Below are 22,725 nucleotides of genomic sequence, written 5' to 3'. Positions count from 1 at the left end.
CGGGCTCTGCCCGAACCTGGCAGGGACCCGCAGGCCCCTGCACCCCGGTCTGCTGATCATAAAACGGTTTGCAAAAGCTCTGTTGTCATTAAGTGTTGGCTCCTTCCCAGGGCTTTGCCCTGGAACCCACCAAAGGTCACAGACCTTTGGAAACATACTTATTTATCAACAGATTGGGGTGAAGGGGTCCGCGACCCCTTCCGGGTTCGGGCAGAGCCCGATCTTTTTCTAACCCTTTGAAAAAATCACAGCTCAACACCTAACGACAACAGAGCCTTTGCAAAGGCGGGGCTTTGCCGGGTTCCAGGGCAGAGCCCGGCCAGTCCTGCGCCGGCCAGTCTCACACAGGTCAAAGGCCAGACCTTCTGGTATTACCTCCCAGGGCTTTGCCCTGAAACCCACCAAAGGTCACAGACCTTTGGAAACCATTTTATCGGGGTGCAGGGGCCTGCGGTCCCTGCCGGGTTCGGGCAGAGCCCGGTCTTTTGCTAACTCTTTGAAAAATCACAGATCAACACGTAACAACAACAGAGCCTTTGGAAACCAGCTTGTCGATCAAACAGATCGGGGTGAAGGGGTCCGCGACCCCTTCCAGGTACGGGCAGAGCCCACTTCACACGATCCGGCCTTGACTGAACCGGCTCAGTCGAGACGCACGGAGGGCTGGACGTAGCCGCCGAGCCACTCGGACAGGCAGGCTGCTGTTCCGCGAGCAAATCCGTGCAATTCAAACTGATGCTGACGATAGAGCGCTGAATGGCCAAGGCGGGCGGAGAGGCCGTTCAGGCGGCCGCCACCAAATGTCTTGCCATCGGCGAAGACGCCCCATCCGTTATAATCGCCCAGGGACACGATTGCGCCCTTGTCCTGATATTTGAAGGGAGGCATCGGGTCGCCGAGAAGCCAGGCGCCCATGTATTTCGCGAGGTGGTGTGCCTGCTGGCGGGCGACCTGGGCGGTCGGTGCCAGGGGGTTTTCGGAGACATTCGCACAGTCGCCAACGGCGAAGATGCGAGAGTCATCCGTTGTTTGCAGTGTTGGTCCGACCAGAAGCTGACCCGAACGGCCACAGGCGAGGCCACCGAGCTTTGACGTGACTTCGGGCGCACAAACGCCGGCGGCCCAGACCCGGAAGCTGGCATCGATACGGGAGCCGTCTTTCAGGATGAAGCCGTTTTCGTCCGCGGCGCTGACCATAGCGCCCGTTCGCACGTCGATGCCGATTGCCCGAAGCTGTCGGGTGGCAGCCTGAGAGACGTTTTCGGGGAAGGCCGGCAGGATTCGTGGTCCGGCTTCGAGGAGACAGATGTTGAGTTCCGGTTTGCCGGGCACGAAGCTGTAAAGGGCGGCGAGATCGAGTGCCTTGTGCAGTTCCGCTGCCAGCTGGACGCCTGTGGCGCCACCGCCGACGATGGCGATTTCCAGCGGTTTGCCCAGGGCGAAGGTCTGGAGAACGGCGCGGCGGAATTTGTCGTTGAACGCGTTGGCTTCGACGAGGTTGTCGATGAACTGGCAATGTTCGGCCACGCCGGGTGTGCCGAAATCGTTCGCGCGGCTGCCGAGCGCCAGCACCAGGGCGTCGTAATCCAGCGTGCGTTCATCGAGAACCTTTTCGCCGTCCTCGATGAGCGGGGCGAGGGTCAGGCGTCTGGCGTCGCGATCCAGATTCGAGATTTCACCGTAACAGAAATCAAAATGGTGGCCTGCCGCATGGGAAGCGAAAGGAATCCGGTCTACTTCGTTCGCTGCCGTGCCGGCGGCGAAGCAATGCAGCATCGGCTTCCAGACGTGGGAGAAGCTCTTATCGACAAGCGTGACCTCAGCGCGGCCTTTTCGCCCGAGCGAATCTCCCAGTCTCGTTGCGAGCGCGAGACCGGCGATACCGCCGCCGACGATTACGAGCCGGGATTTCCTGCTCACGGATTTTACCTTTCAGAAGGCGGCCTGCGCCTGCCTTCGATCCTCTGTCCTGTCCATTTCGCCTGCCACTGCGGGCCTGCGAGCGTCGCGAGTCTGCCTGACGCGCGCGGACAATAACACCCCACCCGTCTGGCCCGCGCCATTCCCGCACGGTCACTTTCCGGCGACATCGCTCCGGCGGCGGACCGGAAAATGAAGCTTCTACAGTATGTTAAGGCTCTGTTAGCATGAGGTACCGGCTCCTTCCCAGGCTTTGTCCTGGAACCCGCCAAAGATTACAGAGTTTTGGAAAAACTCTGTTGTTGTGACGTGTTGATCTGTGATTTTTCAAAGGGTTGTCAGAATCCGGGCTCTGCCCGAACCCGGCAGGGACCACAGGCCCCTGCACCCCGGTTGATTAATAATAAAATGGTTTCCAAAGGTCTGTGACCTTTGGTGGGTTCCAGGGCAAAGCCCTGGGAAGAAGCCAACACATAACGACAACAGAGCCTTTGCCGGGTTCCAGGGCAGAGCCCTGCCAGCCTCACACCCAACGCAGGTCAAAGGCGAGACCCTCTGGTATAAGGCTTTTTGCAACAGCCTCTGAAAGCAGTCATCTGACGGGGCGGGGTGACCAGGCCTCCGTCAGTCGCCGGCTGTAAGATCCACGAGGCCGATCCGTCCGTTTTCCGTGCCGTATCCGAGGGTGCAGCCATCGGCGCTGATGGCGAGGGCTGTGACGGCACTTTCGTCAGCGGCACAAACGGGCAGGACGCGCTGGGAATTGTAATCGATCATCAGGACTGCGCCGTTTGCAAATCCGGCGACGAGAAGATCCTGTGTGGGATGCGTGGCGACGCGGGTGCAGAGGACACCCGGGATGCCGGGCGTTTCGGATGGTGGTTTACCCATCGGACCACCGCCAAAGAATGGCCAGAGCACGACGGAGTCGGAGCCGCCTGTCGCGAGCCATTTGCCATTACGGGTGAAGGCGAGCGAGGCAACTTTTGTCGGGTAGCCGCTCATCCGCATGTTGTGGCCGTCTGACAGGCGCCATCCGTGCAGGTCATTTTCCTGCATGGAGGTGACGAGAGCTTCACCGGCCGGATGGATGACGACACCGAGATGGCTTCCCTTCCATTCGAGCAGACGGGGCTTGTTTTCCTTTGACTGCACGAACCAGAGGGAGGCGCCGTTGTAATGCGACGCGGCGATCCGCTTGCCTTTCGCGTCGAAGGTGATGCCGGAAACGGTCGAAGGATGTTCGAGAGTCCGCAGCAGCGTGGTGCCATCGTCCTTGCGGAGCTGCACGTCCTTGCCGGAGGCGCAGGCGATGATTTTTGTTTTTCCGTCGGACCAGCTCACGACATGCTCTACCCAGCGACGATTTTTCGTGAGCGTCTCTGATGCTTCGGGGGAAACACGGGCGAGGCGGCAGTCTTCGCCGCCGGTCAGAAAGGTGTTGCCGGCGACGTCGGGGGCGAGGGCGAGGACGGGTCCGTCATGGGCTTCCACGACTTTCCAGGCTTCGGGTTTTTTCAGATCGGTGCGATCGGCGATGATCAGGTCGCCTTCACCTGTAGCGAAGGCGAAGCGGGTGTTATCGCGTGAGGCGCAGCAGGCGATGATGTGCCCGTCTATCGTCCGTTCCGCGCCGCGATGCTCCACGATCCCGGCGAAGACAGGTTCTGACGACTGACCGCTCATTCCGGTTCCATTCTTTCCAGTGATTCAGGCTGCAAACAGACTTTCTGCCCGGATGTGCCGGGCGGAGTGCCTGTCAGGGGTGGTTTATCAGGGTTGGTTTATCAGGCGCGGCAGCTCTCGAAGCCGCGACGCAGACGCGGGCGGTTGAGGTTTTTCCCGATAAACACGAGGCGGGATTCCTGTTTTTCACCATCTTTCCATGGGCCGATGAAGCCACCATCCGCCATCATATGCACGGCCTGGAAGGCGAACCGTTCGTCGCGGCCCCTGAAATTCAGAATCCCTTTTGAGCGGAGGATGTCGCCGCCCTGTTCCTGGAGCAGGGCGTTGATCCAGGCGTGGAAGCGGCCTTCATCCAGCGGTTCGGGGATGGCGAAGGAGACGCTCGTGATATTTTCTTCGTGGGAGTGTTCGGTGTTTTCGAGGAAATCCGGTTCATAGGCCAGGGCGCGCTGAAGATCGAAGCCGCCCTGATCGAGCACATCGGTCAGGGGCACGTTGCCGCGTTGGGCGCGGTGGATGCGGACGTAAGCGTTGATCTGGCGCAGGCGGGTTTCGATTTCTTCGAGCTTTGCTTCATCGGCGAGATCGGTTTTGTTCAGGATGATCACGTCGGCGAAGGCGACCTGATGCACGGCTTCCGGGCTTTCCCGCAGCGTCTGCTCCACGTTCAGAGCATCGACGACGGTGACGACGGCATCCAGGCGGGTTTTGCCGCGCACGTCTTCGTCCACGAAGAAGGTCTGGGCCACGGGAGCCGGGTCGGCGAGGCCGGTGGTTTCCACGATGATGCCGTCGAATTTTGTGCGACGTTTCATCAGGCTGGCGAGGATACGGATCAGATCGCCGCGCACGGTGCAGCAGATGCAGCCGTTGTTCATTTCGAACACTTCCTCGTCGGCATCCACCACGAGATCGTTATCGACGCCGAGTTCTCCGAACTCGTTGATGACGACGGCATATTTCCGGCCATGTTCGGCTGTCAGAATATGGTTGAGCAGTGTTGTCTTGCCGGCACCGAGAAAGCCTGTGAGGACCGTGACCGGCACCAGCGCGCCTGCATCCGGACCGGGTTGTGCGGCGGTTGAAGCGTCCTGTGTCGCGGACATGGCAATCTCCTTATTCTGGCGACTTTGCGGTAAAGCCGCACGGGGTCGGCAGGTCTCCCTGCCGTTTGACGGGACATATAGGCATGCCGTTGCTTCGGGGCAAAGATGACCTGCCAGGCCTGGCGGATCAGAAAATTTTGCGCAGCACGCCGGGCAGGAAAATGGTGAAAGGGCTGACGGAAAAGGACGGATCGTCCAGCTTGCCGTTGATGTCGAATTTCACGGCGAGGAACCCCCCGCCTTTTTCGGGCGCGAACAGGCGCCCGATGGCGGGAAGACCGCCGGGCAGGGCGTTGACCGCGAAGGCCGGGACGATGGTGCCGGACAGATCGAGCGTGCCCTTGTCGAGGTTGATCGGGCCTTCCAGCGTGGCCCCCAGAGCGCCGTTACCGGCCTGTCCATCACGGATGTGCAGGACGCCATCGGCGAATGAGACCGGCATTTCAAATCGCTGCACTTCGAACTGAGACTGGTTTTTCGAGTTCAGCCAGCCATAGATCGACAGATTCCGTACGACCTGGAGGGCCTCGGGGGCTTTTGTGATCAGGAACGGCGAGACGGCGAGTTTGCCCCTGAACGGCGCGTCGGCGCGGGCATCGTCGAAGCGTCCTTCGAACCGTGCATGGCCGCCGCTCAGCATGTTTGTCACATTGAGCCGGTTCAGCAGCGTGCCGAAATCCGGCACGTCGGCGGTCAGGCGTCTGATGCTGCCGGCCGGTTCGATCGTGGCGCTGGCGGGGGTGGGCGTGGTCATGGAGAAGTGCAGGCGGTTCAGGCGCACACCGTTGTGGTCCAGGCTGGCTTTGACGCCGCCGAGGGCGCGGTCCTTGCTGTACCAGAGCGTATCGGCGGTGACATTGATGAGCCAGGGACGACCGGGGGGGCCTTTGATCCGGCCGCTGGCTGCCTCGGGCACGTGAATTGTTGTCGGGGCGTCCTCTTTCGGCTTGCCCTGGACCAGCGGCGTGAGATCGAGCGTACGGGCCTGGACGTTGACCGCGATCGGGCTGCTGGCGCCGAGTGGGATTGTGAGCTGCGCCGAACCGGCAGAACGGCTCACGCGGAAATTCGGCAGCAGCAGTTCCGGTGGCGCGTTCGGACGAAACACGACCTCGCCGTTGAGGTTCAGGTCCGGGGCGACCGCGTTGATTTCCTGAGCGGACTGCAGCCTGCCGCCGTCAATATACAGCATGGCATGGGCTCTGGCCGGCACGGCGGGGGCTTTGCTCCACACGGGCAGGTGAATACCGGCTTTGTACATATCGAGATCGAGCGCGAGGGTGTCGGGCCGGTCTTTGATCATGTTGTAATCGACGGCCAGTTCGGCGCGGTTATAGAAATAGGCTCCGACCGGTATGCCGGCTGCCTCGACGTTATCGGGTGTCAGATGCATATGGGCCAGGACGTGGTCGACGCTCTGGCCAGGCAGCACGCTGTCGAAATCCGTTTCGGCTTTGACGTCGGTGGGGATGTGGCTGAACAGGACACGCCCGGCCAGTTCCATGCCGTGCATGGTCACGGATGTGTCCAGCGTTCCATCATCGACGGCGCGGCCCATCGCGACGTCTCCGAGATGGACATGCGTGACGTGCGCGTGCCCGTCGAGCGTCATGTCGTCCGTGCTGACATGGGCGCGCAGAGGCAGTTGCAGCATGAAGCGGATCAGCGCGGTTCCGAGCGGATGGGTGAACGGGACCGGGTGACGCGACAGGATGTGCAGCCGTGGTTCGGCGAGCAGGGCGAGCTGATCCCGAAGGTCGCCGCTGAGTTCGATATTGATGGTGCCGATCTGATCTTTCTTATCCAGATCGCTGATGATCATGCTGCCTGGCTTAAGGGTCAGTCTGCCTGTTCCGTTCGCGCCGACATTATGGCCAGTGCGGATGGTCGGCTGGTATCCGTTGCTGAAAGCGATGCGGATGGTTCGCGGATCGACGAATTCGAGATGGGCGTCAACATCCTCCATGGGGATGATCGGGCGGAGCCAGTGCAGTTCCATGGCCTTGCCGTCGAGACCGCCTGAGACGCTGGTGATGTCTGAGGATTTGCCTGTCTGGTCAGGACCGATGCCCAGCGTGATATGCAGGTTTTGCACGGCGCCGGCGGTGATGTTTGTGCTCACCCAGGTGCGGGCGCCCTTTGCGGCGTGAACCGGCCAGTAATCGCCCAGCTTTGTGAAGGGCATATCTGACAGGGCGGCGCTCACCGTTCCGGTCAATTTCTGTGGCGAGGCAATATCCTGCCAGTCCAGCTGGCCGCTGGCGGTGAAGCGGGGGGGAGGCAACAGCCCGGACGGTGTCTCCGCTGGAAGCGTTTTGTTCCGGAGAACAGGCGACGGGCTGGCGGAAGGCGGTTCGCGCAGCTGAATCGCGACATGTCCGATGGTGAGATGAGCGGGCCAGGCCTGGGGCTGCCGGTCATCGAGGAGGAGATGCAGCCCTGCGGTTCCCTGTTCGGTCAGCAGGGGTGAGCCGGCGGCGACCACCTGACCCTGACCCAGACTCAGTGTCGCGGTGATTTCGCGCGGCATCATGAGATGCGCGGCACGACCGGAACGCAGGGTGACGGTCGCGTCCAGTCCGACGGGGGCGCGCACGGCGTCCAGAGCGGGCAGCGCGGCGGACAGGGCTGAGGGGGTCATCGGATCGAGGGTGATGTGCCAGATGAGTGCGCCATCCTGAGCCAGAGCGCCGGTTGCCGTCAGTTTTGTCCGGAAGGGGTGCGCGGCATCGCCCTGATCCGGTGTCGCGGACAGACCAACGGCCAGTGTTCCGGACAGGCCCCGGCGGCGCTTCACGGAAACCGGTGTCAGGGCGGCTTCGAGCGGATCGATCGTCCAGCGTGTGTGCAGCGCTTCGTCGGCCAGGGTGATGTGGGTGTCGGCGAGCAGAAGACGTCGGAGTTTTGAGGGATCGATGTCCGGACCGCCACCTTTGGTGTCGGACGGACGACCGGGGAGATCGAGATCGACGGCGCCGGACGCGTCGCGCCGGAGCTGCACATGCGCGCCTCTGATTCGCAGGTCTGTTGCGGCGATCGCGCCGTGCAGCAGCGGGAAGGCATCGAGGGCTATGGCGCCGGATGCGATCTGATCCGCGACATGGCCCTGAGAGTCGAGAATACGCACGTCATCGAGTTCGAGAAGGACCGGAGATCCGAATCCGTCCCAGAGGCCCGGCCATCGCAGACGGGCCTGAGCGACGTCCAGTCTTCCGCGCGGAGGTTCGCCTCTGGCTCCGTCGATGATGACGAGAGGGAGGAAAGGCCGCAGCACCGGAGTGACATTGACCGGGCCGAACATCATCGCGACCAGCAGTGACAGGCAGGCGAGGACCGGCAGGCCGATCACGATTCCGAAGGCGGCCACCAGGCTGATAAGCAGACGTCCCGACCGCTTCTTTCCCGCCTGCTCCGGAGGAGCGGAAAGCGGAGGCGGGACGAGGCCGGCTTGACCGGGATCGCTCATCGCCGCATCCCTTTCAGGCTCATCATTCCGTAAAGCTCATGTCCCGGCGCAAAACCTCTCATTCTCCCTCTTCGGCACCCTCTGACAGCCCGGCTGACAGTCTGGCAAAGACGGGGGCAATGCGCCGGAAATATGGCGTCGTGCCCGTTGTGGATGGCGATGACGGTGGTTCCGGGGCCGTTTCGGAGGTGCAGCGCGGGGCGGGCTGGCGCGGTCGCCGGCACACCACCTGGCCGGAGGCGGAGTGGCCGCAGCCTGCCGACCCGGAGGCTTCCGGACGGTTTACTGAAGATCTGTCCGCGCTTTGGGACGAGGCGGGTCTTGAGCCCTCCCTGCTGGCCGGACCGGGAATCGCCGCACTTCTCCGTTGCGTCGGGGGCAACAGCCCGTATCTGGCGGATCTCATTCGACGCGCTCCGCATGATTTCGCGCGGCTGCTTGCGGATGGTCCGGATCTGTTTACGGATATGGCTCTGGCAGAAATTGCCGGGCTGCCTGTGACGAGCGCGCAGGAGACGGTGGCGTCCGCGCTGCGTCAGGCGAAGGGGCGCATCGCGCTGGCCTCTGCGATTGCCGATATTGGTAAATTCTGGCCGCTGGAATCGGTCACGCAGGCCCTGAGTCGGCTTGCTGACACAGCGCTCGATATTGCTGTCAGGCATTTGCTTCGGGCCGCCCATGATGCCGGGCGTCTCTCACTGCGCGATCCGGCGCGTCCTGCGAGCGGCAGCGGCTACGTCGTTCTGGCGATGGGAAAGCTTGGCGCGCGGGAACTGAACTTCTCCTCGGACATCGATCTTGTGGCGCTGTTCGACACCAGCCTGCACGCTGACCCTGACTCCGCGCGGCAGATTTTCATACGCATGACTAGCGACCTTGTCCGGCTCATGGAAGCGCGGGACGCGAATGGGTACGTCTTTCGTACTGATCTGCGGCTGCGCCCTGACCCCTCCGCGACACCGCTGGCTGTCTCGATGCCTGCCGCCATTTCCTATTATGAGAGTCTGGGCCAGACATGGGAACGGGCGGCGATGACCAAGGCGCGTCCGGTGGCGGGCAATATCGCGCTGGGTCGTGATTTTCTGCGCATCATCCATCCGTTTGTCTGGCGCCGGACGCTCGATTTCGCGCTGATCGACGACATTCACGACATGAAGGCGAAGATCGACCGGCACCGTAAGCCGGGCCGGACGGGACTCGCCGGGCTGACCGATTCCTGTCTGAACGATGCCGACGCCGATGTGCGCTGGCTTCTGGGTCACAACGTCAAGCTCGGTGAAGGCGGGATTCGCGAGATCGAATTCGTGGCACAGGCGATGCAGCTGGTCTGGGGAGGGCGGACGCCGAATCTGCGGGACCGCACCACGCTCGGCGCTCTGCGGACACTGACCCGTTCCGGGCATATGCCACGGGAGGATGCCGAGACGCTTGCGCGGGCCTATCGGCTGCTGCGTGAAATCGAGCATCGTGTACAGATGCGGGCCGATCAGCAGACTCATCAGCTTCCTGAGACTGAGGCGGGTTTCGGGGCGCTGGCGGTTTTTCTTGGTTATGCTAGTGGTGGCGATCTGGCGCTTGACCTTCTGCCGCAGATGCGGGCCGCGCGACGGATTTTCGAGCGGCATTTCACCATGCCGGCACGTGAAGGCGCCGTTGAGGACACTGACTTTGATCTGACGGGCGATGATCTGCCTGCCCGGCTTGGTGAGATCGGGTTTCCCTCTGCGGATTGTGACGCGGCGGCGACCATTCTGTCTCACTGGGCTGGTAACACCCGGCGCGCGTTGCGGTCGGAGCGGGCTCACGCGCTGTTGCGGAGTCTGCTGCCGGGCCTGCTCACGAGCTTCATCGCGGGACGTGAGCCATTAGGGTGTGTGCGTCATTTTGACACGCTGCTTTCCCGGCAGCGGGCGGGAGTGCAGCTTCTGTCGCTGCTGGAACGTAACCCGAAGCTGATTACCCGGATTGTCGCGATCTTTGATGCGTCGCCGTTTCTGGCCGATCATCTGGCTGACACGCCTTCCGCTCTGGAGGGGTTGCTTGAGCCGGCGGAGAGCGAAGATACGGCCCTGACGGTCGCGACCGGGCAGATCCGCCTTCTTGCGGCGGAAAAACCGCCTCTGGAAATTCTGATTACCCGTCTTCGTCCGGTGGTGAGGGCTGAGGAGTTCCGGCTCTCCGTGGCGCGGCTTGAGGGGCGGCTGGATGAGGACAGTTCGGCTCATGCGCGGACGGCTGTCGCTGACACGGTGATGGCCGCGTTGCTGGAGGCGGTCTTTCGCGAGCATCGTGACCGCCACGGCCGGGTCGAGGGCGGGGGCATCACGGTTGTGGCGCTCGGCAAAGCCGGGTCACGCGAGATGATGACCGGCTCCGACCTTGATCTGATGCTGATTTTCGACCACCCGGACGATGTGTCGCACAGTTCGGCGCTGAAGGGTGCGACGGACAGGCCGCTGCGGGCCCTTCCCGTTTCGCAGTATTATCTTCGGCTTGCCAACAGCTTCATCGCGGCGCTCACCGCGCCGGATGCCGAGGGGCCGCTTTATGCGGTGGACATGCGGCTGCGTCCTTCGGGGGCGGCTGGCCCCGTGGCTGTCTCCCGCGCGGCGTTCCGGCATTATCATGCCGGTTCGTCCTGGACCTGGGAGCGCATGGCCCTGACGCGGGCGCGTCTTGTCACAATAGCGGGCGAACCGGGCGCCAAACTGAAGCTGAAAGCGGCGCTTCAGGCGGATCTGGACAGGGCTCTGACCGGGATCGGTCAGTCCCGCTCGCCTGACGAAATCCGGGCGGATGCGGTGGCGATGCGGCGCCGGCTCGCGCGTGACCTTCCCCCCTCCGGTCCGTGGGATGTGAAACGACGTGCCGGCGGCCTGATGGAGGTGGAATTCATTGCCCAGACGCTTCAGCTTGTGGCCGGATCGGCGGAGGCGCGCTCGCCCTGCACGCCGCGGGCCTTCCATCTTCTGGCCCGTGCGGGTGTGTTGTCACGTGCCGATGCCCGGGTTCTGATCGGGGCGGACGAGACCTGGCGCAGCCTGCAAAGCGTTCTTCGTCTGTTATGGGGTCCCTCCCCGCCTGCCGATCCGATGCGCGATCTGCCGCGTGCGACGCTGGATCTGCTGTGCGGGAGCATGGCGGTGTCCGGGCTGCCCGAACTCACGGAGCGTGTGGAGAGCCTTGCGCTGACGGTGCGGGAAATGTTCACGCGGCTTATCGGGGCTGTCAGCGGAGGCGGGGAGGCGCCCGGGAAGGCCACCGGGAAGGCATCATAATTCCGCCATTGTGACTCGTAGTCGTTGCGCGCTGTGTTGCTCTCGGGCAGGCTTTACATCATGAGCAACGAACCTGTTTCAGTGGGCGATAAGGCCCCGGATTTCTCCTTGCAGGCCAGCCGTGGCCGGACTGTGTCGAGCGCTGAGCTCAGCGGCAGGCCTTACCTGCTGTATTTTTATCCGAAGGCCGACACGCCGGGCTGCACGACTCAGGCCTGTGGCATTCAGGAAGCACTGCCTGCGCTGGGCAGGCTGAACCTAACGGTGATCGGGGTCAGCCCGGACCCTGTGTCGAAGATTGATAAATTTGCCGATAAATACGGGCTGGAGTTTCCTCTTGCCAGCGACCCGGAGCATGAGCTTGCTGACCGCTATGGCACATGGGTTGAGAAATCCATGTATGGCCGGACGTATTTCGGGATGGAACGCAGTTCGTTCCTGATCGGGGCGGATGGTCACATCAAAGCGATCTGGCGCAAAGTCAAACCGGCGGACCATGTGGCGCTTGTGGAAAAAGCGGCGGCTGAACTCTGAGTTTTTCTGTGGCTCTGAGCATGTTCCGTGGCTGATTTCTGGTTCTGTGTGACCATTTGTCGCATTTTCTGCCCGGAATTCGCCATGAATTCAGAGCTTCATGGTTTTCTGGACCGGGACGCACAGCGTCGCGTCTCTGGTCAGGGAGACATGATATGAACAAATCCTTCCGTTCACTCATTGCGATACCGGTGCTGGCGGGTCTGCTCGCCGGGGGCACGGTGTTGCCTGCCACGGCTGGCGCACATGGATATGACATGAGGGGAGGCGGGCCGCGCTGGGGTGGTCCACCTCCGGGGCCGCAGTGGCGCCGTGGACCCGGATGGGGCGGAGCCGGCTGGCGTGGTCCTGGCTGGGGACGCGGGGCTGTTGTCGGTGGCATTCTTGGCGGTCTGGCGGTCGGCGCGATGGGGGGAGTGGCGATGGCCCGTGTCGCACCTCCGCCGCCGATGGCTTATGGGCCTCCGCCACCGCCGCCTGTCTATGCTGTTCCGGCCCCTTATCCGATGGCCACGCCCTACCCTGTCTACTCTCCTTACGCATCCTGGTGACGCTGATCCTGCTGTGCCGGACGGGGACAGTTTTTGTCCTGTAATACTGGCCTTTGACCTGTGTGAGACTGGCTGGTGCGGGACTGGCGGGGCACTGCCCTGGAACCCGGCAAAGGCTCTGTTGTTGTTACGTGTTGATCAGTGATTTTTCAAAGGGTTAGCAGAATCCGGGCTCTGCCCGAACCCGGCAGGGACCGTCACGCGAAGGCGTGCTGCGCACGACGGCCCCTGCACCCTGATTGATTCATAATAAAATGGTTTCCAAAGGTCTGTGACCTTTGGTGGGTTCCAGGGCAAAGCCCTGGGAAGGAGCCAGCACGGAATAACAACAGAGTGTTTGGAAACCGTTTTATAATTAGCAAACCGGGGTGCAGGGCCTGGGCTTTCTTACATGACGGTCAATCTTTATGCGGGCTGGTATAAGGTCTGATGCTTTGCTGCGGGGAGGGTTTCCTGCGGGATCTGCTGATGCTGCATGGTGCGAATTTTCCGATGCAGTGTTGATCGGCTGATCCCGAGAAGGCGTGCTGCCGGGGATACTTTGCCGCCCGACATTGCCAGCGCGCCTTCGATGACCGTGCGTTCCGCTTCCTGAAAATCCGGCACGCCGTGTGAGCGGGTTCCCAGATCGAAACAGACGCTGGCGCTGGTCTCGCTCAGGCCGAGCATTGACCGTGCCGCGAAGGTTGATTCGACGACGACGCGTGCCTCGTCCAGCGCCACCATGGGCAGCGAGATTTCGCTGGTTTCACCCAGGATCACGACTGTCTGATTCCGAAACGCCTCAAGAAAGCTTCGTCGCTCGATGCGGCGCGCGGCGTCGATCAGCACGGCTTCCATCATCACGGCGATACGGCCCCCTGGATCGGGTCGTGTGGAACTGGCATCGAGTACTCCCGCCACACGACCGTCCGGGCCATAAAAGGGCACGGCCGAACAGGTGAGATAGCGCAGACCAAGTCGCCAGTGCTGCTCCATGTGGACCGTGACCGGTTTGCCTTCGACGAGCGCTGTGCCGATTCCATTTGTGCCGACTTCCATTTCGACCCAGCGTGCTCCGGGCCAGAGATGCCAGCGGCGATGTCCTTTCTCCAGCGGATAATCACCGCGGTTTGCCAGGACCACGCCCTGGGCGTCTGCCATCAGAACTGTATAATCAAGGGTGGAGACGATGCCGTGCAGCCGGTCGAGCTCCGGTTCAGCGATTTTCATCAGTGGGCCTACCCTGCTGCATGCCTGACGCAGTTCGGCCCCGCACAGAAGTTCAGGGGATTTCTGCTCGTTCTGGTCGAGCCGGTACAGAGTCGCGCAGCGTGTCCAGGATGCTCTGATCAGAGGCGGCAGGGCAGCAAGTCTTTCATCCGGGATGAGAATGGCTTCGCTCATTGTTCTTCTTTCTTTTCTGGCGGTCCGTTTCGGGACTGTCGCAGAAACGCGACAGTCGTCTCCCTGATGCGTCACATAAGCGTGACTGCGGCGATCCCTCCCCTTACCCGTATGCGTCAAAGGCCGTTCTGATGGCGTGACACAGAACGTGGTTCAGAACGCCGGATGGCGCTGACAACAACAGAACATCCGCTGATCAACAGGGGAGACACCATGCAAATTGCCCGTGATATTTTACTCAGTTCCTATCGCTCGATGCGAACCATACGGGAGTTCGAGGAGCGTCTGCACGTAGAATTCGCGACAGGCGAAATTCCTGGATTTGTGCATCTCTACTGCGGCGAGGAAGCCTCGGGCGTGGGCGTTTGCTCGCATCTCACCGAGAAGGACACGATTGCCAGCACCCATCGCGGACATGGCCACTGCATTGCAAAAGGCGTGGGCGTGGATGGCATGATGGCGGAAATTTATGGTCGCCAGACCGGTGTGTGTCGCGGCAAAGGCGGCTCGATGCATATTGCCGATCTGTCGCTCGGCATGCTCGGGGCCAATGGCATTGTTGGTGGCGGACCTCCGCTGATCTGCGGAGCGGCCCTGTCGCACAAGATTCTCAAAGACGGTGCGGTTGCCATCGCTTTTTATGGCGATGGGGCTTCCAATGAAGGCAGCACGCTGGAGAGTCTGAACCTCGCGACTGTCTGGAATATTCCGGCGGTTTTTGTGGTCGAGGATAATGGTTACGGCGAAGCGACCGGTTCTTCCTATGCCTGCGCGGGAAATCAGAAAGACCGGGCCGCAGGCTTCGGGATGCCTTATTTCGAATGCGACGGAAACGACTTTTTCGCGGTTTATCAGGCTGCTGGTGAGGCGATCAGTCATGCCCGGAACGGCAACGGGCCGGCGATGCTGCATGTACATCTTGCCCGGTGGTATGGGCATTTCGAGGGTGACGCGATGACCTATCGTGCTGACAATGAAGTTGCGAAACTTCGTGCGGAGCACGACTGCCTTGTGAATTTCCGTAAACGCGTGACGGAAGCCGGGCTGCTTGACGCCTCTGCGCTCAATGATCTTGACACAGCGGTGAAGAGTGAGATCGACGCCGCCGTTGCGGCAGCGAAGGCAGCGCCGCTGCCCGATGAGGCTGATCTTCTGAAAGATGTTTACGTTTCCTACTAAAATACACGTTCCGGAACAGGACGAAAAGAATGAGTAAAAAGAGTTTCCGTCAGGCGATCAATGAAGCTTTGCGGCAGGAAATGCGGCGTGATCCGCGGGTGATCCTTATGGGCGAGGACGTGGCCGGTGGCCGGGGCGGCACTTCCGGTGTCAAAGATGCCTGGGGCGGTGTGCTGGGTGTTACGAAGGGGTTGCTGACTGAATTCGGTGAGGATCGTGTGCTCGATACCCCGATCAGTGAGGCCTCGTATATCGGTGCTGCGGCGGGGGCTGCCGCAACGGGGCTGCGACCGGTTGCTGAGCTGATGTTTGTTGATTTTGTCGGCTGCTGTCTCGATCAGATCATGAATCAGGCTGCAAAATTCCGTTATATGTTTGGTGGCAAGGCGCGGACGCCTCTGGTGATCCGGGCCATGTATGGTGCGGGTTTTAATGCGGCGGCCCAGCATAGTCAGGCGCTGTATCCGCTGTTCACGCATATTCCCGGGCTGAAGGTTGTGGTGCCATCCTCGCCTTATGAAGCGAAGGGGCTTCTGATTGAGGCGATCCGGGATGATGATCCTGTAATCTTTCTTGAAAACAAGGTCATGTATGACGACGAGGAAGATGTTCCTGATGACCCGTACACCATCCCGTTCGGAGAGGCGAACCTGACACGGGAAGGCGATGATGTAACGATCGTGGCGTTTGGCCGCATGGTCAAATTTGCCAATGAAGCCGCTGATCGTCTGGCAAAAGACGGGATTTCCTGCACGGTGATTGATCCGCGCACGACATCGCCTCTGGATACCGGGACAATTCTCGACTGCGTGACCGATACGGGACGTCTTGTGATCGTTGATGAATCCAGTCCGCGCTGCAATCTCGCGACCGATGTTGCGGCGCTGGTGGCAGAGGAGGCATTCGATGCGCTGAAGGCACCGATCCGGCGGGTTTGTCCGCCGCATACGCCGGTTCCGTTCGCGACGGTCCTTGAGAATCTCTATGTTCCGAGCGTGGAGAAAATTGAAGCAGCGGTGCGGGCTGTTGCGTCCTATCGGGTGAAAGAGGAGGCCTGAACGATGAGCGGCACCATCATACCTGTCACCATGCCGAAATTCGGGCTGGCGATGACGGAAGGCAAGCTCGCAAGCTGGAGTGTGAAGCCTGGAGAAACCGTAAAGGCCGGTCAGGAGCTGGCTGATATTGAGACGAGCAAGATCACGAATGGTTATGAGAGTCCGGCGGAGGGCATTCTGCGTCGTCATGTTGCCGAAGCGGGCGAGATGCTGCCGGTGGGAGCGCTGATTGGTGTTCTTGCTGATGACGCAGCATCTGATGACGACATTGATGCGTTTATCAAAAAATTCCGGGACGAGTTTTCGTCTGGTGAGGAGAGTGAGGCCGGGAGCGCTGAGCCGCAGCGTCGGGTTATCGAAGCTGGTGATCTGAAGCTTTCCGTGCTGGAATCAGGTGTGGATCATGATGGTGTTCCCGTTCTTCTGATCCACGGATTTGGTGGCGATCTGACGAACTGGATACTCAATCAGCCTGCGCTGGCTGAAAAACGCAAAGTGATTGCGTTCGATCTGCCCGGGCATGGTGAATCGACCAAAGAGGTGGGTGACGGAAGTCCCGTAACATTTGCCGCGACGATCGGGAAACTCATTGAGGCACTGGCGCTGAATCGGGTTCATGTCGTCGGGCATTCTCTGGGCGGCGCGATTGCGCTTGAACTGGCCGCATTGAAAGGTGACGCGGTGGCATCGCTGACTCTGATTGATCCCGCCGGCCTGGGGCAGGACATCAATATGGCGTTTATTGGCGGCTTTATCGAAGCGGATCGCAGAAAGACACTGGAGCCGGTGATCGGATATCTGGTTCACGATAAATCTCTCGTCACGCGGGCGATGGTTGAGAACATCATTCGCTTCAAACGTCTGGACGGCGTTGTGAAGGGGCTCAAAACCATTGCACAGACCTGTTTTCATGACGGAAAGCAGGCGTTTGGGTTGCGACCGGTTCTTGAAGCCTTCCGTGGACCGGTTCAGGTTCTCTGGGGTGAAGACGATGAGATCTTATCGGTCTCCGGTGCGGATGGATTGCCGGAGTCCGTGACGGTTATTCGTTATCCCGGAACGGGGCATATGCCGCAGCTTGAGAAAGCGTCTGAGGTCAACAAGGCTGTTTCAGCGTTTCTTGATAAGGCTGAGGCGAAATAACCGGGGCACTGTTCCCGGTTAAGGCGGGCAGTGAAGGGGGCGCTGCCGGCTACCCGGAGGGGGTCGTCACGCGAAGGCGTGCTGCACACGACGCCCCCTTCACCCCGATCTGTTGAAAAAAGGGGCCTGCGGTCCCTGCCGGGTGCGGGCAGGCCCTGGATGTTTTCCCGCTACTGATATCAGGATGGCGCCCCGAAATCGCCGGGGCTGTTATCCGTTGCCGTCCATTGTGCCGTGCGCTTCGGGCTTGCTTCGTTCAGCGCCTTTCGGACGCCTGCAACATCAAAATCACCGCAATAAACGGGAGTGCCGGGCTGTTGCCGCCAGGATTCCGCAAGCGGACCTGTATCGACGGCATCGAAGCCGATGTCATCAATCAGTTTTATCACGACACGCTTTGCCGACAGGTCATCGCCCGCGACGGGCAATGCGATGCGGCCTGGCGTGCCAGCGGGTTTACCGTTTTCAAGCAGATGCCGGGCGTAGATGTTGTTGAAGGCCTTGATGACCGGGCGGCCAATCTGTTCGGACACCCAGACGCTTTCGGGTGTTCCGCTTTCGATGGCGGCGATGCGGCCATCACGTTCGCGCGGATAGTAATTGCCGGTGTCGACGATGACGACATGGGAGGGAACGCCTTCGAACGGCGTTTTTCCGAGGGCCGGGATATTCTTCTCAGGGATGGTGACAACGATCAGATCGACGTCTTTTACAGCGTCCTGAACTGTTGCGGCCTGAGCGCCTGTTTCCTGCGCCAGCGCGGTCAGAGTTTGGGGGCCGCGTGAGTTGGCGACTTTGACGTGATGTCCGGTTGCGGTGAAGCGCCGCGTCAAGGTGCCCCCGATCTGTCCGGCTCCGATAATCCCGATCTTCATGACGTATCCTTCCGTCCTGATAACTGCCTCTGAGGATATGGGATGGGTTCCGGGCGAGTGACAGGGGCGGAGCTGTGACGGGCGTCCCTGCGTGTTGATGTGTGCTGCGCGGAAAAGGCGGGGCTGTTACGTTTCAGAGCGCTGCTTTGCCGGCGCTGAGAAGGGTGGCCGGGCTGTGCCCGAACCCGGCAGGGACCGCGTCACGCGAAGGCGTGCTGCGCACGACGGCCCCTGCACCCCGGTTGATTAATAATAAAATGGTTTTCAAAGGTCTGCGACCTTTGGTGGGTTCCAGGGCAAAGCCCTGGAAGAAGCCAGCACTTAATGACAACAGAGCCAAAATCGTGGGTCAGGCTGATTCGCTGAGGCTCAGGCGGGCGGCGGTGAGGGTGTTTTGCAGCAGGCAGGCGATGGTCATCGGGCCGACGCCACCGGGGACGGGGGTGATGCGGCCCGCGATGGGAGCGACTTCGTCGAAGGCGACATCGCCGACCAGTTTTGTTTTGCCGGAAGCTGTCGGGACGCGGGTGATGCCGACGTCGATGACCGTGGCACCGGGTTTGACCCAGTCGTGGCGAATGAGACCGCTGACGCCGGTGGCCACGACGAGAATATCGGCGGTGCGGGTCAGGGCCTGGGGGTTGATGGTGTCGATATGGACGATGGAGACCGTGCAGCCTTCGTTCAGCAGCAGCAGGGCCATTGGTTTGCCGACGAGGTTGGAGGCCCCGACGACGACCGCGTTCAGGCCGCGCAGGTTTCCGAGTTCCGATTGCAGCAGCATCAGGCAGCCGAGCGGCGTGCAGGGGATGAGGCCGGGGAGACCGAGGCTGAGACGGCCGGCGTTCACTTCACCGAGACCATCAACGTCTTTTTTCGGGTCGATGGCATTGGTGATGCGGCGGGCGTCAATGCCGTTGGGGAGCGGAAGCTGGACGAGGATGCCGTGGATCTCGGGATCGGCGTTCAGGCGGCCGATCAGGGTGAGGAGGGCTGCTTCGGTGGTGGTCTCAGGGAGCATGTGCATGAAGGAGCGCATGCCGACGTGGTGAGTTTCCAGCGCTTTATTACGGACGTAGATTTCACTTGCGGGATCATTGCCGACCAGCACGACGGCGAGGCCGGGGGTGACGCCGTATTCCGCGTGGAATGCAACCACGTCCGCCGCGATCTGTTTTCTGAGACTGACGGCAAAGGCCTTGCCATCGATCCGGCGGCCTCTTTCGGGGCCTGATGCTGTGTCGGCGGGGCGGGTTGCGGGGGTGGTCAGGTCTGACATGGGCTGGATTCTGCTCGGGTGCTGGGGTGAATATGCCTGGAATGAACGGACGGGACGCAACATGAACCAAAATACTGTCGGGCAGTCATCCGGTGACACGCTGGTTTCCGAAGGAAAGACTGCGGAACACATACGCAGGAACTTCGCCAGCGACAACGTTGCGCCGGTCTGTCCTGAGATTCTCGCAGCACTGGGGGCGGCCAATGTCGGTGCTGTGCCGTCTTATGGCGCTGATCCGTGGACGGAACGGCTGGGGGTCCGGGTTTCGGAGGTTTTCGGGACGGAGGTGCGGGTGTTTCCGGTTTCGACCGGGACGGCCTGTAACAGTCTGGCGTTGTCGGCTCTGACGCCGTCCTGGGGGGCGGTGCTGTGCGATGAGAGCGCGCATATTGATAACGAGGAGTGCGGGGCGCCAGAGTTTTTCACTGGCGGAGCCAAGCTGCGCGGGCTGCCGTCATCGGACGGGCGGATCGATCCGGATCTGCTGGGCCGCACGCTTGAGCAGGGCGCCGGGGCGGGGGCTCATTCCAGCAAGCTCTCCGCGCTGAGTGTGACGCAGGCGACAGAATGGGGCACGGTTTATGGTCCGGAGCATCTGCGGGAGGTGACGGGGCTGGCGCGGGCTGCTGGTCTTGCGGTCCACATGGATGGCGCGCGCTTCGGGAACGCGCTGGCGCATCTGGGGTGCTCGCCGGCTGAAATGACCTGGCAGTCGGGTGTGGACATTCTGTCACTGGGAGCGACGAAGAGCGGGGCGCTGGCGGCGGAGATGCTGGTGGTATTCGACCTGGCGCGGGCGGCTGACATGGATCGCCGGCAGAAACGGGCGGGGCATGTGTGGTCGAAGCAGCGGTTTCTCAGCGCGCAGTTGCTGGCGTGGCTGGAGGACGATCTGTGGCTGCGCAATGCGGCGAATGCCAATGAGATGGCGGCGCGGCTGGCGCGGGGGCTGGTGCGTCAGCCCGGGGCTGTACTGCCGTTTGAGACGGAGAGCAACGAGGTGTTTGTCGTGTTGCCGGAGCTGCTGCTTGAGGCGCTGGAGGCGGCGGGGTTCGGGTTTTATCGCTGGGTGACGCCACCGGGCGTGGACGGAACGCTGATCCGGCTGGTTACGAGCTATGACACGCGATCTGAGGATGTGGACGCGCTGCTGGGGGTGCTGGCGGCGGTGGAGTGAGGGACGGGCGGGTCCGGGACGCCGGAAGCCACACGCCAGGACAGATACGCCCGAAGGCGGAAACAGGAATCCGCCCGGAAATACAGCCAGGATGCGCAGGACTACGTCCCGGTGATCCTGTCCGGCCATGATGGCTTTACCAGCTGTATCCTATGCTGGCCTGGGCATTACGTCGTTCTCCGTAATAGCAGTATTCTCCGTCAGAGCCGTAGGCAAAACAGTTGGCGATATAGTGCCTGTCGAAAAGGTTGCGTACGCTTGCTGACGCTTTCCACCCATGAAGCGAGCGGGACAGGTTCGAAAGATCGTAACTCACGGACCCGTCGAACAGGGCATATTGCGGAAGCCATACGCTTCCGTAAGTCGCTTCTCCGCCATAGGCTTTTGCCGAATAGCGCATCCCGCCTCCGAAACCGAGACCTTTCAGTGCTCCTGAGGGCATCGTGTAGAAGGCGAACAGGGAGGCATTGCCTTTGCCCGACTGGATCAGCGGCTTTCCGGTCGAATCATCTTTAATCTTCTGGACACTGACAGCGGCTGTCACCATGAAGTTGCGGAACGGTTCGGCATGGGCTTCGAATTCGAATCCATCCGAGTGAACCAGCCCGCTTTGCACGCTGTAGCCGGTATTGGCGACGGACACGAGAACGTTGCTCTGTTCGATATGGAAGCCTGCCGCGGTGAATAAAACGGATGTTCCCGGGATCTGATATTTCAGGCCGCCTTCAAGCTGTTTGCCGATCGACGGATTGGCCTGCCGCAATGTGGCGCCACCATCATTGGAGACAGTGCCTGACTGTGGCTGAAAGGAGGTCGAGTAACTGATATAGGGAGCAAGGCCGAAATCGAAGTGATAGAGGCCAGAGGCACGCCATGTGATCTGGCCTGAGTTCTGCCGGGTATCGGATCCGGAAAGATGCTCGATCTGATGGGAGCGGTACCAGTCATTGCGGATACTGCCTGTAAGGATCAGACGCTTCCAGCGAAGCTCATCCTGTCCGTAAGCGCCGATCTGGTGGGAATTCGTCATGTAGTTCAGATAAGGCGTCAGAGCGGGAATGAACATATGATAATCGGGGTGCAGTACGTCCAGATCGGGCGCATCGCCGTAAGCTTCCGTATCATTGGCTTTCTGCTGCATGTAGTCGAATCCGAACATCAGCGCGTGATGCAGCGGCCCGGTGCGGACACGGCCTTTGAACTGACTGTCGAAAGCTAAATTGTAAGTATGCTCGTGCGTTCCGTATGCGGAACGGGACAGCATCTCGCCGCTGCTGCCATCGTCGCTGTCATAATAACCGTTATTGTAGACGCTTCGGTATATGGTTCTGATATCGTCATAACGGCCGCGGGTGCTGAAGCTCCAGTCATCGTTGAAGCGATGGTTGAAGATATAGGTGATCGCGCCCTGCCTGCGGTTGAATTTTTCTGAGGGCACATCGCCGTCATAGAAATTCCGTGGCAGGTAACCATAGGATGCCCGCCTGAGAGAGCCGACCAGCGGGACGCCGCCATAGGAGCCGCTTTCCGGGTCGTACTGATAATTGCCCAGCAGGGTGAGGGTGGTTGGTCCGTCCCCTCCGAACGTGAAGGAGGGGCTTATGCTGAAACGTCTGCTTCCCGTTTTGCTCAGCTGGGTGTGCTGTCCGTTCGCCGTTCCGTATATCCGGTATCGGACAAGGCCGTTATCTGTCGCGAATCCGCCGACATCGGCATCGACGCGATAGAGATCGAACATGCCGCCGGTTGAGGTGACGCCGCCGTAAAACCGCTGGTCTGTCGGCAGTTTGCTGGACAATGCGGTCAGACCGCCCGGGCTTGACTGGCCGTAAAGCGCGGAGGCCGGGCCCTTGAGGATTTCGATGCGCTCAAGGCGGAAGGTATCGGTCTGGGCCACTGCGAAACCTGTGGGACTGTCCTGAAACTTCAGCCCGTCAAGAAAGGTTGGCACGGTGAAGCCGCGCAGATCGAAGAGAGGTGGTCCCCATTTTTCGGACAGGGCGATAAGCTATCATCTGGCCTGAACGAGGACGGGTTTTATGGGCAAGGTTACGCGGAAACGGTATGCGGCAGAGTTCAAGTCA

General features: G+C 61.0%; 14 protein-coding genes and 1 pseudogene. 7 read left to right on the top strand and 8 right to left on the bottom strand.

From position 1 onward, the window contains the following. Positions 1-642: 642 nt before the first annotated feature. From GOB85_RS05595 to GOB85_RS05580, 4 genes are all read right to left on the bottom strand, one after another. The gene (locus GOB85_RS05595) at positions 643-1,920 is read right to left on the bottom strand and encodes an FAD-dependent oxidoreductase (RefSeq protein WP_173576665.1); all 1,278 of its coding nucleotides are present in this window, start codon (positions 1,918-1,920) and stop codon (positions 643-645) included. Positions 1,921-2,544: 624 nt separating this feature from the next. Beyond that, complete coding sequence (locus GOB85_RS05590; protein WP_173576666.1) at positions 2,545-3,606, bottom strand: WD40 repeat domain-containing protein; 1,062 nt, start codon at positions 3,604-3,606, stop codon at positions 2,545-2,547. 101 nt (positions 3,607-3,707) lie between these two features. Next, entirely contained in the window at positions 3,708-4,715 is a 1,008-nt protein-coding gene (locus tag GOB85_RS05585) for a CobW family GTP-binding protein (protein WP_173576667.1), read from the bottom strand. A 127-nt stretch (positions 4,716-4,842) separates the two neighbouring features. Next, positions 4,843-8,181: an AsmA-like C-terminal region-containing protein gene (locus tag GOB85_RS05580; RefSeq protein WP_173576668.1), complete on the bottom strand. Its 3,339-nt coding sequence runs from the start codon at positions 8,179-8,181 to the stop codon at positions 4,843-4,845. A 119-nt stretch (positions 8,182-8,300) separates the two neighbouring features. On the opposite strand from GOB85_RS05580, the gene GOB85_RS05575 reads away from it, so the two are divergent. From GOB85_RS05575 to GOB85_RS05565, 3 genes are all read left to right on the top strand, one after another. After that, the gene (locus GOB85_RS05575; protein ID WP_173576669.1) at positions 8,301-11,459 is read left to right on the top strand and encodes a bifunctional [glutamine synthetase] adenylyltransferase/[glutamine synthetase]-adenylyl-L-tyrosine phosphorylase; all 3,159 of its coding nucleotides are present in this window, start codon (positions 8,301-8,303) and stop codon (positions 11,457-11,459) included. Positions 11,460-11,519: 60 nt separating this feature from the next. Continuing rightward, positions 11,520-11,993 carry a thioredoxin-dependent thiol peroxidase gene (gene bcp / locus GOB85_RS05570; protein WP_173576670.1) on the top strand — a complete coding sequence of 158 codons (474 nt, stop codon included), beginning with the start codon at positions 11,520-11,522 and terminating at the stop codon, positions 11,991-11,993. A 155-nt stretch (positions 11,994-12,148) separates the two neighbouring features. Next, positions 12,149-12,544, top strand: a complete 396-nt coding sequence (locus GOB85_RS05565; RefSeq protein WP_173576671.1) for a hypothetical protein — start codon at positions 12,149-12,151, stop codon at positions 12,542-12,544. Positions 12,545-12,949: 405 nt separating this feature from the next. Here GOB85_RS05565 and GOB85_RS05560 read toward each other — a convergent pair whose 3' ends face one another. Next, a complete protein-coding gene (locus tag GOB85_RS05560; protein WP_173576672.1) occupies positions 12,950-13,930 on the bottom strand; it encodes a helix-turn-helix domain-containing protein in 981 nt (326 codons plus the stop codon). 213 nt (positions 13,931-14,143) lie between these two features. Between GOB85_RS05560 and GOB85_RS05555 the strand changes: the two genes are divergently transcribed. Genes GOB85_RS05555 through GOB85_RS05545 form a run of 3 tightly spaced genes read left to right on the top strand, consistent with a single transcriptional unit; the run spans position 14,144 to position 17,310 of the window. Next, entirely contained in the window at positions 14,144-15,109 is a 966-nt protein-coding gene (locus GOB85_RS05555; RefSeq protein WP_173576681.1) for a thiamine pyrophosphate-dependent dehydrogenase E1 component subunit alpha, read from the top strand. Between the two features lie 29 nt (positions 15,110-15,138). Continuing rightward, on the top strand, positions 15,139-16,167 hold the full coding sequence (locus tag GOB85_RS05550; protein ID WP_173576673.1) for an alpha-ketoacid dehydrogenase subunit beta: 1,029 nt from the start codon (positions 15,139-15,141) through the stop codon (positions 16,165-16,167). Positions 16,168-16,170: 3 nt separating this feature from the next. After that, complete coding sequence (locus GOB85_RS05545) at positions 16,171-17,310, top strand: acetoin dehydrogenase dihydrolipoyllysine-residue acetyltransferase subunit (protein WP_173576674.1); 1,140 nt, start codon at positions 16,171-16,173, stop codon at positions 17,308-17,310. A gap of 179 nt (positions 17,311-17,489) precedes the next feature. Here the strand turns inward: GOB85_RS05545 and GOB85_RS05540 are convergent, their stop codons facing one another. Together GOB85_RS05540 and folD are read right to left on the bottom strand one after the other, a co-directional pair. Beyond that, on the bottom strand, positions 17,490-18,206 hold the full coding sequence (locus GOB85_RS05540; RefSeq protein ID WP_173576682.1) for an NAD(P)-binding domain-containing protein: 717 nt from the start codon (positions 18,204-18,206) through the stop codon (positions 17,490-17,492). A gap of 328 nt (positions 18,207-18,534) precedes the next feature. After that, positions 18,535-19,464: a bifunctional methylenetetrahydrofolate dehydrogenase/methenyltetrahydrofolate cyclohydrolase FolD gene (gene folD / locus GOB85_RS05535; protein WP_173576675.1), complete on the bottom strand. Its 930-nt coding sequence runs from the start codon at positions 19,462-19,464 to the stop codon at positions 18,535-18,537. A 61-nt stretch (positions 19,465-19,525) separates the two neighbouring features. Here folD and GOB85_RS05530 point away from each other — a divergent pair, with 61 nt between their 5' ends. Further along, the gene (locus GOB85_RS05530; RefSeq protein ID WP_173576676.1) at positions 19,526-20,641 is read left to right on the top strand and encodes a threonine aldolase family protein; all 1,116 of its coding nucleotides are present in this window, start codon (positions 19,526-19,528) and stop codon (positions 20,639-20,641) included. A 136-nt stretch (positions 20,642-20,777) separates the two neighbouring features. On the opposite strand, the pseudogene GOB85_RS05525 reads toward GOB85_RS05530, so the two are convergent. After that, positions 20,778-22,613: pseudogene (locus GOB85_RS05525) on the bottom strand (TonB-dependent siderophore receptor); the annotation flags it as partial. Positions 22,614-22,725: the final 112 nt, after the last annotated feature.

The organism is Acetobacter fallax (assembly GCF_011516735.1).
GTDB lineage: Bacteria > Pseudomonadota > Alphaproteobacteria > Acetobacterales > Acetobacteraceae > Acetobacter > Acetobacter fallax.
The sequence above is the reverse complement of the archived record's forward strand: the minus strand, read 5'-3'. Positions and strand labels throughout refer to the sequence as shown.

Bases quoted from the DNA above. Each gene is read 5' to 3' on its own strand.
- GOB85_RS05590 (WP_173576666.1), bottom strand. From the start codon at position 3,606: ATGAGCGGTCAGTCGTCAGAACCTGTCTTCGCCGGGATCGTGGAGCAT.
- GOB85_RS05585 (WP_173576667.1), bottom strand. From the start codon at position 4,715: ATGTCCGCGACACAGGACGCTTCAACCGCCGCACAACCCGGTCCGGAT.
- GOB85_RS05580 (WP_173576668.1), bottom strand. From the start codon at position 8,181: ATGAGCGATCCCGGTCAAGCCGGCCTCGTCCCGCCTCCGCTTTCCGCT.
- GOB85_RS05575 (WP_173576669.1), top strand. From the start codon at position 8,301: ATGCGCCGGAAATATGGCGTCGTGCCCGTTGTGGATGGCGATGACGGT.
- bcp (WP_173576670.1), top strand. From the start codon at position 11,520: ATGAGCAACGAACCTGTTTCAGTGGGCGATAAGGCCCCGGATTTCTCC.
- GOB85_RS05565 (WP_173576671.1), top strand. From the start codon at position 12,149: ATGAACAAATCCTTCCGTTCACTCATTGCGATACCGGTGCTGGCGGGT.
- GOB85_RS05560 (WP_173576672.1), bottom strand. From the start codon at position 13,930: ATGAGCGAAGCCATTCTCATCCCGGATGAAAGACTTGCTGCCCTGCCG.
- GOB85_RS05555 (WP_173576681.1), top strand. From the start codon at position 14,144: ATGCAAATTGCCCGTGATATTTTACTCAGTTCCTATCGCTCGATGCGA.
- GOB85_RS05550 (WP_173576673.1), top strand. From the start codon at position 15,139: ATGAGTAAAAAGAGTTTCCGTCAGGCGATCAATGAAGCTTTGCGGCAG.
- GOB85_RS05545 (WP_173576674.1), top strand. From the start codon at position 16,171: ATGAGCGGCACCATCATACCTGTCACCATGCCGAAATTCGGGCTGGCG.
- folD (WP_173576675.1), bottom strand. From the start codon at position 19,464: ATGTCAGACCTGACCACCCCCGCAACCCGCCCCGCCGACACAGCATCA.
- GOB85_RS05530 (WP_173576676.1), top strand. From the start codon at position 19,526: ATGAACCAAAATACTGTCGGGCAGTCATCCGGTGACACGCTGGTTTCC.